The organism is Mycobacterium sp. E1715 (genome assembly GCF_001667625.1).
GTDB lineage: Bacteria > Actinomycetota > Actinomycetes > Mycobacteriales > Mycobacteriaceae > Mycobacterium.
In genome coordinates, this window is record NZ_LZJJ01000323.1 from 12,174 (window position 1) to 27,566 (window position 15,393).

A 15,393-nucleotide genomic window follows, 5' to 3' on the forward strand; every position below is an offset into this window, starting at 1 on the left:
GGGGGACGAGTCGAGCAAACGAGGAGCGATCGATGCGTGTGCAACCCGCAAGTGGTGCCCCCTTCGAGCAAACGCTCCTCACCAGGCGAGGATTCATCGCCGCCGGCATCGCCGGGGGGTTCGCGCTGACGGCGTGCAGTCAATCCAAGCCCGCGCTGTCGGGCGACGCCCAGATGGCCGCCGCCATTGACGCCGCCGAGGCCGCCCGGCCGCACAGCGGCCGCACCGTCACCGCCAGCCTGACCGCTCAATCGGTCCAGATCGACCTCGGCGGTCCCGTTGTCCGCACGCTGGCCTACGGGAACTCGATCCCCGGAGCGCCGATTCGGGCGCGAATCGGTGACGAGCTGGTGGTGAACGTGTCGAACCGGCTCGACCACCCGACGTCGGTGCACTGGCACGGCATCGCGCTGCGCAACGACATGGACGGCGCCGCGCCCGCCAGCCCGAACATCCCGGCCGGCCAGGACTTCACCTACCGCTTCTCCGTCCCGAATGCGGGCACCTACTGGGCCCATCCGCATACCGGCGGCCTGGACGCCGACACGGGTCTCTACCTGCCGGTCATCGTCGACGACCCGACGGAGGGCAATTACGATGCCGAATGGATTGTGGTACTTGATGACTGGACCGACGGCATCGGAAAGTCGCCTCAGCAGCTCTACACCGAACTGACCAGCCCGAACAAGCCCGCCCCGCCAAGCGCGCCCCCGACGACGACCACCACTTCCACCACGAGTGAGACGCCCACGACGACGTCGACGAGTGAGACCTCGGCAACGTCGACCAGCCCGACCAGCTCGACAAGCCCGCCGCCCCCGACGGCCGCGACCTCTGGCGGCAGCGTGGGCAGAAGCGATCTGATCGGCGGCGACGCCGGCGACATCGCTTACCCCTACTACCTGATCAACGGCCGAATCCCCGCCGCTCCCATGAGCTTCAGCGCGAAGCCGGGGCAGCGCATCCGGATCCGCTTCATCAACACCGGCTCCGACACCACGTTCCGCGTCGCGCTGGCCGGTCATTCGATGACGGTCACCCACACCGACGGTTACCCCGTGGTCCCCACCCAGGTCGACGCGCTGCTGATCGGGATGGCCGAGCGCTACGACGTCATCGTGACCGCCGCCGACGGCGTATTCCCCTTGGTCGCACTCGCGGAGGGAAAGAACGCTCTGGCCCGCGCGCTGCTGTCCACCGGCGCGGGCGGCCCGCCCGACCCCGGATTCCAACCGCCGGAGCTCAATCGACGGGTGGGCACGGTCGAGATGTTCACGGCCACAACGCCGGTGAACCTGGGCCGGCCGCAGCCGGGCCTGAACCTCCCGGTGGTGTTGGGCGGCAACATGGTCCAGTACAACTGGACTATCAATGGAAAGCCCTACAGCGACACCGAACCGTTGCACGTCCGGCAGGGTGAACGCCCCACGATCACGTTCGACAACACCACGATGATGTATCACCCGATTCACCTGCACGGCCACACTTTCCAACTGATCAAGGCCGACGGAAGCCCCGGACCCCGCAAGGACACCCTGATGGTGCTGCCCAACCAGAAACTGCTCGCCGTGCTGGTGGCCGACAATCCGGGTTTGTGGATGTTGCACTGCCACAACACCTATCACCAAGAGGCAGGCATGCAGACCCGGCTGGACTACGTGTTCTAAACGTTCGCGGCGAGGAAATCGAGCAGCAGACCGTTCACCGCTGCCGACTGCTCGATCTGTGGGCAGTGGCCGGCCCTGTCGACCACGACGGAGCGGGCACCGTCGATCTGCTTGGCGATCTGGGCGGACCAGCCGGCCGGCAGCAGCTTGTCGTCTCCCCCTTCGACGACCAACGTCGGCACGCTGATGCGCTGGTAGACCCGCGCGCTCGACGGGGTGGGGGGACGTGACGAGCCCGGGCGGCGAAAACGCGCCGCCGCCACCGCCTCCCACGCACCCGGCGCGGTACTCGACTCGTAGCGGCGTCCCACGTATTGCTCGTCGTCCGGATAGCCGGGGTCGTGGAACAGGGCTTCGACGATGCGCCGCATGGCCGGGAGCGTCGCGTCGTACTCCTGCAGCGCCGCAAAGTGTTTGTTCTGCTGGATGTCTCCGCCCCCGCAGATGATCGTCAGGCTGCGGACCGGTAGCAGCGACGTGTCCGCCGTGGCGTCGGTGAGCAGGTTGATGGCGCCCATCGAGTTGCCGACGAAGTGCGCCGAGTCGACGCCGAGCAGTTCACAGAACCGCGCCACGTGCCGGATCCGCATCCCGCGCCCGTCGACGAAATCGATGACCTTCGCCGAGGCCCCGAAGCCCAGCTGGTCCGGTGCGAGCACCCGGTATCGGCCGGCCAGCGCCGCGATGTTGCGTTCCCAGCCCAGCTCGGCGCTCGCGCCGAATTCACCGCCGTGCAGCAGCACCACCGGCTCGCCGTCGCCCGCCTCAAGGTAGCCGGTCGTCAGGCCGTCCACCAGCATGCTCTTGCGCGCGAAGGCCATCACTTGATCGCGATCGGGTTGACCGGAGAGCCGACCGCCCCGACCACCCGCAGGGGCGGCGCGACGAGCTGGAACTCGTACACGCCGTCGGCGGCGCAGTCCTCGGCGAGCGCGGTGAGGTCCCAGTATTCGCCGAAGATCATCCCCATGTCGCGCAGGCAGAGCAGGTGCAGGGGGAAGGTGATTCCGTCGATGCCGGACACCAGGTCTTCGACCTGAAGGTTGTCGGCGGCGACGGCCGCGATCTCGTGATCGTGCAGCCAGTGGGCGCACCGCCAGTCGAGCCCGGAGTAGCCTTCCGTCTTGTCTCCGGTCATGAGAAACCTTGTCCACCAGCCGGTCCGGATGAGCACGATGTCGCCCCGGCCGATGGTCACGCCCTGGGCGCGAACCACGTCGTCGAGTTCCTCCGGCGAGATCGGATTCCCGGCTTCGAGGAAGACCTCCGCCCCGCGGTGGCGAACCAGGTCCAGCAGCACGCCGCGGGAGGTGATGCCCTTGACGTCGACCTTGTCGATACCGCAGTGGTAGGCGCCCATGCTGGTCACCGAATCCGCCGCGAAACCGTTGTAGAGGTGGTCGTCGTAGTAGACGTGGGACAGCGCATCCCACTGGCTCGCCGCCTGCAACGGCATGATGATGATGTCGTCGTTGAACCGGAACGGGTTGTCGGCCGTCATGTAGCCACTCAGCTGGTGGGCCAACGGGTTACGCGGCCAGTTCGGCCCGTACTTGGCCAGCGTGTGCACGTCGCCGCCGTCGACGGTCATGATGTGGACCGGGTTGTGCCGGAACTCGAACGCGCCCTGCGGACCCGAGGCGCCGAAGTCCACGCCGAGCGGGAACACCTTGCCGTGCCTCACCAGACTCGCGGCCTGGGCTACCTTGTCCGCGGTGATGAAGTTGAGGGTGCCTAGCTCGTCGTCGTCGCCCCACCGTCCCCAGTTGGAGACGTCGCGCGCGGCCCGACGGAAGTCGGTCAAGTCGGTCACCGGGCTCCTTCCTGCCTTGGTAAGAGGTCACGCGCAATCGCGGCGCCCACGTTTCCGCCGTCGACCCAGATGACCTGGCCCGTGATGTAGCTGGCTGCACCACTATTCAAGAAGAGCAATACCGCGGCCTGCTCTTCGGGGTCGGAGACCCGACCCAACGGCTTGGGGATGTCGTCGAGGAATCCCTGCCCGTACGCAGTCCGGAGCTGGTCGAGGATCGGGGTCTCGGTGACCCCGGGGCCGGTGCAGTTGATGCGGATGCCCCTGGCACCCAGCGGTGTAGCGCTTCGCATGGTGTAGAAGATGATCGCCTCTTTGGACAGTTGGTAGCCGTTGCCGAGGCCCTGGGGATTGGCGTGGCACCACTCGATGCCCTCCCGCATCGTCGCGGTGTTCAGCAGGGGCGCGACCAGCGCCACGTGTTCGCGATAGGCGGCCGCCGCGAGCGAGGACACGCTCACGATCGACGATCCCGCGACCATCTTGGGAACCAGCGCCTCGGTGAAATGGCGCAGGCCCAGGAAGTTCACCGTGGCAACGAGGGCGGGGTCGCCGATCCCGGACGAGACGCCGGCGACGTTGAAAAGCGCGTCGACCGGCCCGCCGATCGAGGCGACGGCGTCATCGATCGAACCCTGGACAGCCAGGTCCACCTCACGAAAGTCGTTGAGCTGCACGTCCGGTCGCAGCCTGTCCAGCCCGACGACGTCGGCACCGAGTTCGGTGAGTTGGCGAACCAGCTGCCCCCCGATGCCCGAGGCGCACCCGGTCACCACCGCACGGCGGCCGTCGTAGCGCCAGAGCTCGTCGATCGATCCCAAGGCCGTCTCCTGTTTCAGCGACCTCCCGGAGTCACTTGTTCTGCTGTTGTTCCTTCAACCGCTGGGCCGCCTGCACCCGGCCCTCGTTGATCTCCGCCATCGCTTCGGGGATTTCGCTGGCGGTGAACTTACCGCCCCGGCCGGTGGGCAGCCCACCGAATGAGTACTTCTCGTCGAACTGCGGCGCGCTGGATTGCGGCCGCCGCGCCTCCACCTTCTCGATGACGGGCTCCAACCGCTTGGCCTTCTCGATTACCGCCTTGGCGTCGCGCTCGATGAATTCGGGCAGCACGTCGGAGCCCATCAACTCGATGGATTCCATCGTGCCCTCGTGGCTGCGCGGGTTGAGCAGCAGGATGATCTCGTCGACACCGCTTTCCTCGTAGCCGCGCAGGAATTCACGCACGGTGGCGGGCGATCCGATCGCGCCACGCCCGGGGCCGTAGGCCAGCGTCGGATCCTTCTCGACCTCTTCCAGGTACCGCTTCCATACCCCGGTCCGCCCGGGGGTGTGAACGCCCGTCATGTAGTAGTGCATGATGCCGAACGAGAAGAAGCCGCCGCCCTGTCCCAGCCGTTGCAGCGCCTGCTCGTCGGTCTTGGCGACCATCATCGACAGGTCGCCCCCGATGGCCAGGATGTTCGGATTGATGCGCGGCGTGACGGGCACGCCGTTCTCTTCGAACTCCTTGTAGTACCCGTTCACCCGCTCGGTCAGCGGGCCGGGACCGGTGTAGGCGAAACTCAAGGCGCCGATTGCCTTTTGGGCTGCCATTTGCACGCTCGCCGGCCGCGTGCAGGCCACCCAGACCGGCGGGTGGGGCTTTTGCAGCGGCTTGGGAACAACGTTGCGCGCCGGCATCTGGACGTGCTCGCCGTCGAAGCCGGAGAACGGCTCCTCGATCATGCAGCGGATCGAGACCTCGAGGGCCTCTTCCCACTGGGCCCGCTTGTCGGCGGGATCGATGTTGAACCCGCCGAGTTCGCCCACGGAGGACGATTCCCCGGTGCCGAACTCGACTCGGCCGTTGGAGAGCAGGTCGAGGGTGGCGATGCGTTCGGCGACCCGGGCAGGGTGATTGACCACCGGCGGCAGGTGCATGATGCCGAATCCGAGCCGGATGCTCTTGGTCCGCTGGCTGGCCGCGGCCAGGAAGATCTCCGGCGCCGTCGAGTGGCAGTACTCCTCGAGGAAGTGGTGCTCGGTGAGCCAGACGGTGGAGAAGCCGGCCTTGTCGGCCGCCTCGACCTCGTCGAGGCACTCCTGCATCATGACGTGTTCGTCGTCGGGTGCCCAGGGCCGTGGCAGGGCGAACTCGTAGAACAGCGAGACCTTCATTTGTTACCTCCTATGAGAATTAAGGGTTTTGGCGGCATGTGCGGCAATGTGATTCGCTGCGACGAAGCCGAACGTCATGGCGGGGCCGATGGTCGCCCCCGCGCCGGCGTAGCTGCGGCCCATCACCGGCGCGGAGGTGTTACCCACCGCGTACAGTCCCGGCACCACCGAGGCGTCGTCCCGCAGCACCCGCGCGTATTCGTCGGTGCTCAGGCCCCCGGACGTCCCGAGGTCACCGAGGACGATCCGGAACGCGTAATACGGCGGGTCGCCCAGCGGATGGAGGTTGGGATTGGGCAGTGTGGGATCGCCATAGTAGTTGTCGTAGACGCTGTCGCCGCGGTGGAAATCGTCGTCGTGACCATTGCGGGCGAGTTCGTTGAAACGGCGGGCGGTTTGGGAAAGATGGTCGACAGGCACGCCGATGCGGTCCGCCATCTCGTCCCAGCTCATCGCGGCCTTGACCACGCCCGATTCCAGCCACGCCGCGGGGACCTTGCGGCCGGTGGGCACCGGTGCACCCGGGATCTTGGGTATCGGGAGGTGGCCTCCGATGACGTAGCGATTCCACGACCTGTGGTCGGTGATCAGCCAACAGGGGATGTGGGTGACCCCGGTCCTTTGTCCGTCGATCATGGCGTGGCCGAAGTCCATGTAGGGCGCCGCCTCGTTGACGAAGCGCTTGCCGTCGCCGTTGACGATGAACTGCGCCGGCATCATGCGCTCGTTGAGCATGAACTGCATCCGGCCGTCCGGCCATTGGATGGCGGGAAACCACCACGCCTCGTCGAGCAACTCGACTGCGGCACCCAGCTTCTGGGCCGCGCGGATGCCGTCGCCCATGGCGGCGGGGTTGCCGAAGCTCCAGTCCTGATCCACCACGGGTAGCAGTTCCTTGCGCCAGGCCAGGTCATGGTCGAAGCCACCGGAGGCCAGGATGACGCCGAGACGCGCGCCGATGCGCCGCGCTTCGCCGTCCCTTTCCACCACCACACCGGTCACCGATCCGTCGGCGTCGGCGAGCAGCTCGGTCATCGGCGAGTCGAGCCACAGCGGGATGCCGCGCTCCCGCATGGTCAATCTGAGCCGAGCGGCCAAGGACTGCCCGATCGCCGCCATCCGCTCACCGAACACCCGTGCCCGGACCATCCGCCCGATCAGCTTCAGCAACACGCCCTTGCCGGCCCACGATTGCCGGATGCGGTAAAAGGTCCGAAGCTCCTTGGGCCCCAGCCAGATTCCTCTGGGCGCGAATGCCAGCGGCTTCAGCAGCAGTTGTTCGTCGGGCCCCAGCTCCCGCAGGTCTATGGGCGGGACGTTGATGGTGCTGCCGAGGTCCGATCCGCCGGGCAGCTCCGGATAGTAGTCGGCGTAGCCCGGCTTCCAGACGAACTCGCACCATCCGGAGAGCCGCTCCAGGAACCCGAGCATTTTCGGTGCGGACTCGACGTACTGCCGGATTCGCGACTCGCTCACCAGTCCTTCGGTGATCAGCCGCAGGTATTCGATGACGCGATCGGGTTCCGGGACGTAGCCCTCCCTGCGCTGCGCGGGCGCCCCCGGCACCCAGATGCCACCCCCGGACAGGGCGGTGGAGCCGCCGAAGCACGGTGACTTCTCCACCACCAGCGCGTCCAGACCCGCGGCCTGGGCGGTGAGCGCGGCCGTCATGCCGCCGCCACCCGACCCGACGACGAGAACGTCGACGACATGGTCGAAACCGTCTGTCGTGGCCGTCATTTCGGTACCGCCGTCCTGATGGCGAATCCGGCGATCAGTTCGGGGGCGGGCTTGTAGTAGCGCCCGACGGTTTCGTAGGGGCCCGCGCTCGCCAGCGCCCCGAATGCGGCGACCCACGTTCTGATCTCCTGGGCGGAGCTGCCGCCCTCGTGGGTCACGAACGAATTGGACCACTGGTCGAGTTCGGTGAGCCATCCGCCGTCGATGATCTCGAGGAACCGCTGATCCCACATCGGGTTCAGCGGTTGCAGGTCGCTGTCGCCGGCGGCGAAACTCTTGGCCGCATCGATCACGGCAGACTGCCGGGCCTGGCGCTGTTCGGGTGTCATCGGCCGACCGTGCACGATGCGCTCCCGCACGGGTGCCGGCGCGGTCGCCAGCGTGGGCACCGGCGGGCTGTGCGAGAGCCCACCCGAGCCCAGCACCAATACCCGCTTGTCCAGCGTGGCCAGGTAGCTGCCGACGGCGGTACCGAGTGCCCGGCAACGATGTAACGGCCCCAGCGGCACGCCGATCGCATTGATGAAGATGGGTATCACCGGGCGCGCGGTCGCCGCGCCGAACAGCTTTTCCAGCGGCTGGACGGTGCCGTGGTCCACGTCCATGCAGGCCGAGACCGCGACGTCGACCCCGGCGTCGAGCACGGCTTTCGCGCAGTCGGTCGCGAGCTTCTCGGGAACGTCGAGCGGACCGGCATGGGTGCCGTAGTCCCCAATCCCGTTGGCGCCCGTGCCGATGCAGAAGGGCGGCATCATCTTGTAGAAGAACCCGTTGTAGTGGTCCGGGGAGAAGCTGACGACGAGTTCGGGATCGTAGTCGTCGACGAAGCGGCGCGCGTCGGCGATCGCTCCCTCGATGTCGTCAAGCAGGTCCTGCGACGGCCCCGGAAGATTCAGGAGCGGGCTGTGCGACATACAGCACAGAGCCAGTGCCACTTTGCGGATCACCCCCTCGTGGCGTGAGGGTGAGCGCGGCGAGGAGTGCGGCGCTCAGGTCGGGGGCGCGCTGGGCGATGCAGGCGCCGGCGATACAGCGGTCCGGACGCAGGAACAGCACCGACTCCTGGTGGGTGTCGAACCAGGACTTGACGGCACCGGTGGGGTCCCCCACGACCACCACGTCGGGATGGTCGTGACCGGTCCAGTGCAGCTGGGTCACGGGCCGCAGCGCAATGAACTTCGCGCCCAGCGCTTTCCAGTTCGCGAAGGCGACGTCGCCGAGGATCTGGCGGGGGTCGTTGTTCCAGCACAGCACGGCGAACCAGTCACCGATGACGTCGTCCAACAGCACGTTGTCGTTTTCGCGGGTATCGACCCGCGGCTGGATGAACAGCGTGCCCACCGGCGAATCCGCCCGCCCCGGGGCGGCGTGCACGACGGCTCCTTGTTCGTAGCGCGGCATCGGCTTGAACCGCATCTCCAGCACATATCGCTTGAGCGACGGCACGATCGACGCCGACCGCACCAGCAGGTCTCGCGCACCGGCCACGCGCCGGTTGGTCGGCGAGATCACTCGACCCACCATCGTGGACAGGTCGATCATCGCCCGCGCGTGCTTGCGGCGCTCCACGTCATAGGTGTCCAGCAGCTTGTCGCCGGCCCGACCGCTCACCACCGCGGCCAGCTTCCAACCCAGGTTGGCCGCGTCGCGGATTCCGCTGTTGTAGCCCTGACCCTGCCAGACCGGCATCAGGTGCGCGGCGTCGCCGGCCAGCAGCAGCCGACCCTTGCGGAACGCCCCGGCGATCCGCGAGTGATGGGTGTAGACGCGCCGCCGGATCACGTCGACCCGCTCCGGGTGCGGCACCATCCGGGCCAGCATCTGCGTCAGGAACGCCGGATCTTCGGCCTGCTCGTCGGTCTCGTGGGCGTGGATCATGAACTCGAACCGCCGGATTCCGTGTGCGATCGAGATCGATGCGTACGGCCGTTCGGGATCGGCGCCGACCTCGCTGTTGGGGTGCCCGAGCGGGTCGTTGGCGATGTCGACCACCAGCCAGCGCGTCGACGATGTCGTCCCGTCGAACGACACGTCCATCATGCGGCGAGTCGTGCTTCGGCCCCCGTCGCAACCGACGACGTAACGCGCTCGCAGGCTGGACGTTTCGTGGTCGTGCCCGCCGAGCTCGACGGTCACCCCACCGGCGTCTTCACGGCACCCCGTCATCGGTCGCCCCCACCACACCTCGACGTGCTCGAACCGGTCCAGGCCGGTGAGCAATTCGGCGTCGACGAGGGGTTGCACGAAGCCGTTGCGCTTCGGCCACCCGAAACGCGCGTCGGGCGGGGCCATTTCGGCGAGCACGCGCCGTTTCGCGTCGACGAAACGCAGGATCTGGTTGGGCACCGTGTGGGGCACGACCCGGTCGGCCAGCCCGATCGACTGAAACGTCCGCAACGCCTCGTCGTCGAGCCCCACTCCGCGCGGATAGTCGATCAGCGTGTCGCGTTCTTCGACCAGCACCGTTCGGATGCCTTGCAGGCCAAGGATGTTGGCCAGCGTCAGGCCGACCGGTCCGGCGCCGACGACCACGACGTCGAAGTCGGGTTGCTGCCCGTCGCCGCTCATCACCGCCCCAGCAGGAAGTCGAGGTGCAAACGGTTGAAGGCCTTGGCGTCCTCGTACTGCGGCCAGTGACCGCAGCCAGGCATCACCTCGAAGCGTGCGTTGGGGATCATCGACGCAATCCGGCGGCCCTCGGTCACGTCGGCGGTCGGGTCGTCACTGGTCCACAACACCAGGGTCGGCGCGGTGATCGCACCGTATTCGTCCGGGCCGATGATGTTGCGCGCCCGAATCTCGGGGTCCTGCAATGCCATGATGTCGCGCATGGCGTCGACGAATCCCGGCTGACGGTAGACGCGTTGGCGGCTGGCGACCAGGTCGTCGTAGTCCTTGGATTTGTCGGCCATCAGCCACTTGATCCGCGCCTGCACCGTCTCCCAGGTCGGGTCTTCGGCGGCGGCCATGGACAGCGTGATGATCCGCTTCATCACGACCGGGTCGGCCTGCGAGCCGCCCGCGGTGTTCAGGACGAGCCGGTCCACCACGTCCGGATGGTCGATGGCGGCGCGGGCGGCCACCCAGCCGCCCAGCGATTCACCGCTGATGCAGGCGCGATCGACGCCGACCGCGCGCAGGACGGCCATCAGGTGTTCGACGTAGTGGCGGACCTCCAGCGGGTGGCCCGGCTTATCCGTGTAGCCGTGCCCCAGCATGTCGATCGACCAGGTCCAGAAGTGCCCGGCGTGCGCTGCGAGGTTGCGGACGTATGCCTCGGCGTGGCCGCCCGATCCGTGTAACAACACCAGCACCGGCTTGCCGGGGTCGCCGGCGCGCAGGTAGCGCGTCCGCACTCCGCCGGCGTCGAGGTAGCCCTGCTCAAACGCGACGCCCTGCAGATCGCTCCAGATGCTCTCGAACTCCGCCACGGTTCCTCTCTGGCCGATGAGTGGGAATCTCGTTCTCGTTTTCGGCGTATCGCGTGTGCTAATATCGCACACTAATGTGCGTTATATATAGAGCTTCGCTCTCCCGTCTGGGTCTGTCAAGGCTGTGACGGGTTCGGGAACGGGTTCGCAGACGCTGGCCAGGGGACTGACCGCGCTGCAACTGGTGGCGGATTCCCCCGGCGGCCTCACCGTGCAACAGCTCGCCGACCAGGTCGGAGTGCACCGCACCATCGCCTATCGATTGCTGACGACGCTGGCGGACTTTCGGTTGGTGGCCAAGGGCGAGGACGGCCGCTACCGTCCCGCAGCCGGCCTCGCAGTACTCGGCGCCGCGTTCGACCGCAACGTTCGCCAAGTCAGCCTTCCGACGCTGCGGGCCCTGGCCGACGAGCTCGGCACCACGGTCTCGTTGCTCATCGCGGAAGGCGACCAGCAGGTGGCCATCGCGGTAATCGTGCCGAGCCACGTGGCCTATCAGCTGTCCTTCCACGAGGGCAGCCGATATCCGCTGGACCGCGGCGCCGCCGGGATCGCGTTGCTCGCGAGCATGCCGCCGCGTCCGGGAGAGCGCGACCTGGTGACCCGCGCGCGTGAGCGCGGCTGGGTGAGCACGTACGGGGAGATCGAGCCCAACACTTATGGCCTCGCCGTGGCGGTGCGCCGCCCGCCGCCGTCGCCGCCAACCTGCATCAACCTCATCTCGCACCGGGAAGACGTCGTGATGCGCGGTAAGGACGCGGTCGTCAAAGCCGCGCAACAGTTGTCGGACCTGCTGAGCTGAAGGGGTAGCGATACATGCCGTGGGACATGCAGGTCGATGTCGTCGTGCTCGGCAGCGGGGGCGCCGGGCTCACCGCCGCACTCACCGCCGCCGCGTCCGGCGCGTCGGTGGAGGTTTTCGAAAAGGCGTCGACGGTCGGCGGAACGACCGCGGTGTCGGGCGGTGTGGTGTGGATCCCCGCCCACAACCGTTCTCCCGAAGGCGAATTGACCCCGGCCGACGCGCTGCGATACCTGCGCGCGCAGTCCCTGGGTTCGATGGACGACGAGCTGGTCGAGACTTTCGTGCACACCGGTCCCGCGATGCTCGACTTCATCGAGGCGCACAGCGCCCTGCGCTTCGAGGTCGCCACCGGCTTCCCGGACTACCGGCCCGAGCTGCCGGGGGGCCGTCCCGGCGGCGGGCGGTCGCTGAGCGCGGGGCCCTTCGATCTGAACCGGCTCGGCGAGTGGGGCGACCGGATCACCGCCTTCCCCGCCGACTGGTCCAACGTCGGTATCGATGCCGAAACGAGGGCCCGCCTGCACGTGACGGTCGGCGAAGGCAGCGACCTGTGCGTCGCAGGCACGGCGTTGATTGCGGGTCTGCTCAAGGGATTGCTGGACGCCGGGGTCACGCCCCGGACCGACGCCCGGGCCGAGGAGCTCATCGCCGAGGACGGCGAAATCGTCGGGGCGCGCATCGCGTTGCCCGGGCGAACCATTCGGGTGCGCGCGCGCCGCGGAGTCGTCCTGGGCGTCGGAGGCTTCGAATGGGATCCGGGTTTGGTGCGGGCATTCCTGCGCGGCCCGATGCACGGCGCGGTGTCCCCGCCCCATAACACCGGAGACGGCCTGCGCATGGCGATGGCGCACGGCGCCGACCTGGCCAACATGGGCGAGGCCTGGTGGGTGCCGATCGTCCAGATCCCGGGCGACACGATCGACGGCAGGCAACGCAGCCGCAGCGTGCGCCTGGAGCGGACTCGGCCGCGGAGCATCATCGTCAACTCGGCGGGGCGGCGCTTCGTCAACGAGGCGTGCGACTACAACTCCATGGCCGGCGCCTTTCACTACCTCGATCCCCGCGGCGGGTACGTCAACGACCGCGGATGGATGGTGTTCGATTCAATTCATTTGCAGCGCTATGGATTCCTGGGCGTCGAGCCGGGACAGCCCGTCCCGGACTGGTTTTGCGAGTCCGCCGACCTCACCGAGCTGGCCGCGAAGACCGGCATCGACGCGGACGGCTTGATCCGCACCATCGACGACTGGAACCGCCACGTGGCCGCCGGGGCCGACCCCGACTTCGGGCGCGGCTCCAGCGCCTACGACGGCTACTGGGGCGACGACAGCGCGACCACAGCCGCGGGCAAGACCCTCGGCCCGATCGACACCGCCCCGTTCTATGCGGTGCCGGTGTGCATCGGCGCGATGGGCACGAAGGGCGGTCCGCGCACCGACCGCGACGGGCGGGTGCTGCATGTCGGCGGCGAGCCGATCCCGGGCCTGTTCGCCGCCGGGAATGCGATGGGTGGGGTCACGGGACGCGCCTACGGTGGCGCCGGCGGGACATTGGGCCCGGCAATGGTTTTCGGATACCGCGCCGGTCACGCGGCCGCTACCGGGAAGTCCGTCGACCTCGAGTCGCGCTAACTGAAGGCGTTCGTGATGGCTGCCATGTCGAAATAGTCGCGCCACGCGGCTATCCGGTCGTCGTGCACTTCGAAAACGCCCATCACCGGCAACGGGATCGATCCACCGTCCTTGCGGCGCATGACATCGGTGCGCTCGTTCATCACCAACGACCCGTCGGCGACCTGCCGGTGCACGTTGAAGTCGATTCCGTCGAACGCGGCCAGGAATCCCGCGATGAATTCGCGTATGGCCTCGCGGCCATGCACAGGATCCATCGGGATGTTGTGGTAGACCGCGTCTTCGGTGAAATACGCGGCAATCTCGTCCGGGTCCGGCGATGCCCAACGCTCGCAGAATTCCGTCACCAATTCATCGGCAGAACGTGTCATGCCCCTCATGCAACACATCGCCGCGGAGCAAATCAAGACCGAAGACGCTGAGCGGCTCGCGGTTCAGTCTGGCACCGGTACCTCGACGCAGATGTGGGTGCCCACCGGAGTGTCGAGGAAGACGAACGTTCCCCCGGCGGCCTCCACGCGGGCGCGGTGCGACGCCAATCCGATGTGCCCCTCGCCGAGCCGGCGCGCCACCGTCTGGTCGTCGAACCCCACGCCGTCGTCGACCACGTGCAACACGCACGTTCCGTCCGTGAAGCCGAGCAACACCGAAGCGCTACGGGCCCGCGAATGCTGCACGATGTTGGACAGCAACTCGCGAAGCACGCCGAACACTATCGCGTCGATCTCAGTGCGGATCGGGTAATCGATGTCGGTCGAGATGTCGATGTTCGATCGCTGGGTGGTCAACGTCGCCAACTGCTGGACCGCCGCGGCCAACCCGACCTGCTCGAGGACGGCGGGGTGCAGCTCGAACGTGGCCTGCCGCAATCGCTCCGATGCCATCTGCAGACCGGCCATCGCGCGCGCCACCCGGTCGTCGCCCGGTAGCGCCGAGTCCAATTCGACCAGCTCTTGGCGCACCGCCAAGATGTCCTGCAGCGGTCCGTCGTGGATGGATTCCGAGATCCGTCGCTGCTCGACGTCGGAAGCGGTCATCGTCTGGGCGAGCAGCTCCTCGCGCAGGGTGCTGAGCCCGGCCACCGAGCGGGTGTGCCGTTCTTCCACCCGGACGGCGACAAACGCCGTGACACAAAGGAATCCGTAGAGCAGGAACCGGAACGTGGCTTCGGTCACGCCGATCGATCCGACCATTTCCGGGTCCTCGAGCACCGCGATCGCGAACCCCACCATCGAGAAGAGCAGCACCACGGCCGCCCGCCGAGACGAGACGTCGAGCCCGATCAGGACCGGCAGCGCCGTCATGATGAGCAGCGGATGGAGCCCGTTGGTCGACAACACCTGGAAGACGGTCAGCAGGACCACATCGATGACCGTGAACGCAAAGGGTTCCAGGCGGCCGACGCGGGCCAGCCGCCCCCGGGTGAGCCATCGCCGGCTCGGCGAGAAAGCCAGCGTCAGAGCAAAGAGCGCCACCACGCCGTACACCACGATCAGCACGGTTTGCTGGGTCCACTCGGACCGGCGGGTGCCGCTGAGCATCGCAGCGATCATCAAGCCCACCACGCCGACCCGGAGGACCGACGCAAGCCGATACGAACGCAGCTGATGAAGCCTGCGCACCCGACCCAGTTCCGCGTCGCTCGCGACCGCCACGCGAACACAGTACTCATCGGCGGCGGCTCTCTCGGGGCAAAGCGCCCAGGCGTGCATCAGAGTTTTCGCTGATTGCCGCGGACGCTTTGCGGGCTAGACTCATCGCCATGGCCGGCCCAGCAGCGCCCGACAAGGTGCGGGTGGTTGTCGGCGACGATCACCCCCTGTTTCGTGAGGGCGTCGTGCGCGCCCTGTCGTCGAGCGGTTCGGTGAACGTGGTCGGCGAGGCCGACGACGGTTCGGCGGCACTGGAACTGATCAAAGAACATCGGCCCGACGTCGCCCTGCTCGACTTCCGCATGCCCGGCATGGATGGCGGGCAGGTCGCCGCGGCGGTGCGGAGTCAGGAATTGCCGACCCGCGTGCTGCTGATTTCGGCGCACGACGAGCCGGCCATCGTGTACCAGGCATTGCAGCAGGGCGCCGCCGGGTTCGTGCTCAAGGACTCGACGCGCAGCGACATCGTCAAGGCCGTGCTCGACTGCGCGCAG

General features: G+C 67.5%; 14 protein-coding genes. 4 read left to right on the forward strand and 10 right to left on the reverse strand.

Annotated elements, in window-relative coordinates:
• Positions 1-32 precede the first annotated feature (32 nt).
• On the forward strand, positions 33-1,667 hold the full coding sequence (locus tag A9X03_RS16520) for a multicopper oxidase family protein (RefSeq protein ID WP_067891031.1): 1,635 nt from the start codon (positions 33-35) through the stop codon (positions 1,665-1,667).
• On the opposite strand, the gene A9X03_RS16525 is transcribed toward A9X03_RS16520, so the two are convergent.
• Genes A9X03_RS16525 through A9X03_RS16560 form a run of 8 tightly spaced genes read right to left on the reverse strand, consistent with a single transcriptional unit; the run spans position 1,664 to position 10,811 of the window.
• Positions 1,664-2,488 carry an alpha/beta fold hydrolase gene (locus A9X03_RS16525; RefSeq protein WP_067891028.1) on the reverse strand — a complete coding sequence of 275 codons (825 nt, stop codon included), beginning with the start codon at positions 2,486-2,488 and terminating at the stop codon, positions 1,664-1,666. The genes A9X03_RS16520 and A9X03_RS16525 overlap by 4 nt on opposite strands.
• Positions 2,488-3,480 carry a cyclase family protein gene (locus A9X03_RS16530; RefSeq protein WP_067891025.1) on the reverse strand — a complete coding sequence of 331 codons (993 nt, stop codon included), beginning with the start codon at positions 3,478-3,480 and terminating at the stop codon, positions 2,488-2,490. Before A9X03_RS16530 ends, A9X03_RS16525 begins: the two co-directional genes overlap by 1 nt.
• Positions 3,477-4,301 carry a coniferyl-alcohol dehydrogenase gene (locus tag A9X03_RS16535; protein ID WP_067759707.1) on the reverse strand — a complete coding sequence of 275 codons (825 nt, stop codon included), beginning with the start codon at positions 4,299-4,301 and terminating at the stop codon, positions 3,477-3,479. The genes A9X03_RS16530 and A9X03_RS16535 overlap by 4 nt, the downstream gene beginning before the upstream one ends.
• A gap of 31 nt (positions 4,302-4,332) precedes the next feature.
• Complete coding sequence (locus A9X03_RS16540) at positions 4,333-5,640, reverse strand: LLM class flavin-dependent oxidoreductase (RefSeq protein ID WP_067759710.1); 1,308 nt, start codon at positions 5,638-5,640, stop codon at positions 4,333-4,335.
• A 3-nt stretch (positions 5,641-5,643) separates the two neighbouring features.
• Positions 5,644-7,380 (reverse strand): FAD-binding protein, encoded by a 1,737-nt coding sequence (locus A9X03_RS16545; RefSeq protein ID WP_067759718.1) that lies wholly within the window; start codon positions 7,378-7,380, stop codon positions 5,644-5,646.
• Positions 7,377-8,294, reverse strand: a complete 918-nt coding sequence (locus A9X03_RS16550; RefSeq protein ID WP_067759723.1) for a 3-carboxyethylcatechol 2,3-dioxygenase — start codon at positions 8,292-8,294, stop codon at positions 7,377-7,379. The genes A9X03_RS16545 and A9X03_RS16550 overlap by 4 nt, the downstream gene beginning before the upstream one ends.
• Positions 8,242-9,948 (reverse strand): bifunctional 3-(3-hydroxy-phenyl)propionate/3-hydroxycinnamic acid hydroxylase, encoded by a 1,707-nt coding sequence (locus tag A9X03_RS16555; protein WP_067759727.1) that lies wholly within the window; start codon positions 9,946-9,948, stop codon positions 8,242-8,244. Before A9X03_RS16555 ends, A9X03_RS16550 begins: the two co-directional genes overlap by 53 nt.
• Positions 9,948-10,811, reverse strand: a complete 864-nt coding sequence (locus A9X03_RS16560) for an alpha/beta fold hydrolase (RefSeq protein ID WP_067759732.1) — start codon at positions 10,809-10,811, stop codon at positions 9,948-9,950. The genes A9X03_RS16555 and A9X03_RS16560 overlap by 1 nt, the downstream gene beginning before the upstream one ends.
• A gap of 124 nt (positions 10,812-10,935) precedes the next feature.
• Between A9X03_RS16560 and A9X03_RS16565 the strand changes: the two genes are divergently transcribed.
• Together A9X03_RS16565 and A9X03_RS16570 are read left to right on the forward strand one after the other, a co-directional pair.
• Positions 10,936-11,613: an IclR family transcriptional regulator gene (locus A9X03_RS16565; protein WP_067759737.1), complete on the forward strand. Its 678-nt coding sequence runs from the start codon at positions 10,936-10,938 to the stop codon at positions 11,611-11,613.
• Positions 11,614-11,627: 14 nt separating this feature from the next.
• A complete protein-coding gene (locus tag A9X03_RS16570; protein WP_067759743.1) occupies positions 11,628-13,247 on the forward strand; it encodes an FAD-dependent oxidoreductase in 1,620 nt (539 codons plus the stop codon).
• Here A9X03_RS16570 and A9X03_RS16575 read toward each other — a convergent pair.
• Together A9X03_RS16575 and A9X03_RS16580 are read right to left on the reverse strand one after the other, a co-directional pair.
• Positions 13,244-13,618: a limonene-1,2-epoxide hydrolase family protein gene (locus A9X03_RS16575; RefSeq protein ID WP_067759748.1), complete on the reverse strand. Its 375-nt coding sequence runs from the start codon at positions 13,616-13,618 to the stop codon at positions 13,244-13,246. The two genes, A9X03_RS16570 and A9X03_RS16575, sit on opposite strands and share 4 nt — an antisense overlap.
• Before the next feature lie 63 nt (positions 13,619-13,681).
• The gene (locus A9X03_RS16580; protein ID WP_067759754.1) at positions 13,682-14,902 is read right to left on the reverse strand and encodes a sensor histidine kinase; all 1,221 of its coding nucleotides are present in this window, start codon (positions 14,900-14,902) and stop codon (positions 13,682-13,684) included.
• A 107-nt stretch (positions 14,903-15,009) separates the two neighbouring features.
• Here A9X03_RS16580 and A9X03_RS16585 point away from each other — a divergent pair.
• Positions 15,010-15,393, forward strand: a 384-nt coding sequence (locus A9X03_RS16585) for a response regulator transcription factor (protein ID WP_156737729.1), incomplete at its 3' end; no start/stop codon positions are given.

Bases quoted from the DNA above. Each gene is read 5' to 3' on its own strand.
- A9X03_RS16540 (WP_067759710.1), bottom strand. From the start codon at position 5,640: ATGAAGGTCTCGCTGTTCTACGAGTTCGCCCTGCCACGGCCCTGGGCA.
- A9X03_RS16520 (WP_067891031.1), top strand. From the start codon at position 33: ATGCGTGTGCAACCCGCAAGTGGTGCCCCCTTCGAGCAAACGCTCCTC.
- A9X03_RS16575 (WP_067759748.1), bottom strand. From the start codon at position 13,618: ATGACACGTTCTGCCGATGAATTGGTGACGGAATTCTGCGAGCGTTGG.
- A9X03_RS16555 (WP_067759727.1), bottom strand. From the start codon at position 9,948: ATGAGCGGCGACGGGCAGCAACCCGACTTCGACGTCGTGGTCGTCGGC.
- A9X03_RS16570 (WP_067759743.1), top strand. From the start codon at position 11,628: ATGCCGTGGGACATGCAGGTCGATGTCGTCGTGCTCGGCAGCGGGGGC.
- A9X03_RS16525 (WP_067891028.1), bottom strand. From the start codon at position 2,488: ATGGCCTTCGCGCGCAAGAGCATGCTGGTGGACGGCCTGACGACCGGC.
- A9X03_RS16545 (WP_067759718.1), bottom strand. From the start codon at position 7,380: ATGACGGCCACGACAGACGGTTTCGACCATGTCGTCGACGTTCTCGTC.
- A9X03_RS16550 (WP_067759723.1), bottom strand. From the start codon at position 8,294: ATGTCGCACAGCCCGCTCCTGAATCTTCCGGGGCCGTCGCAGGACCTG.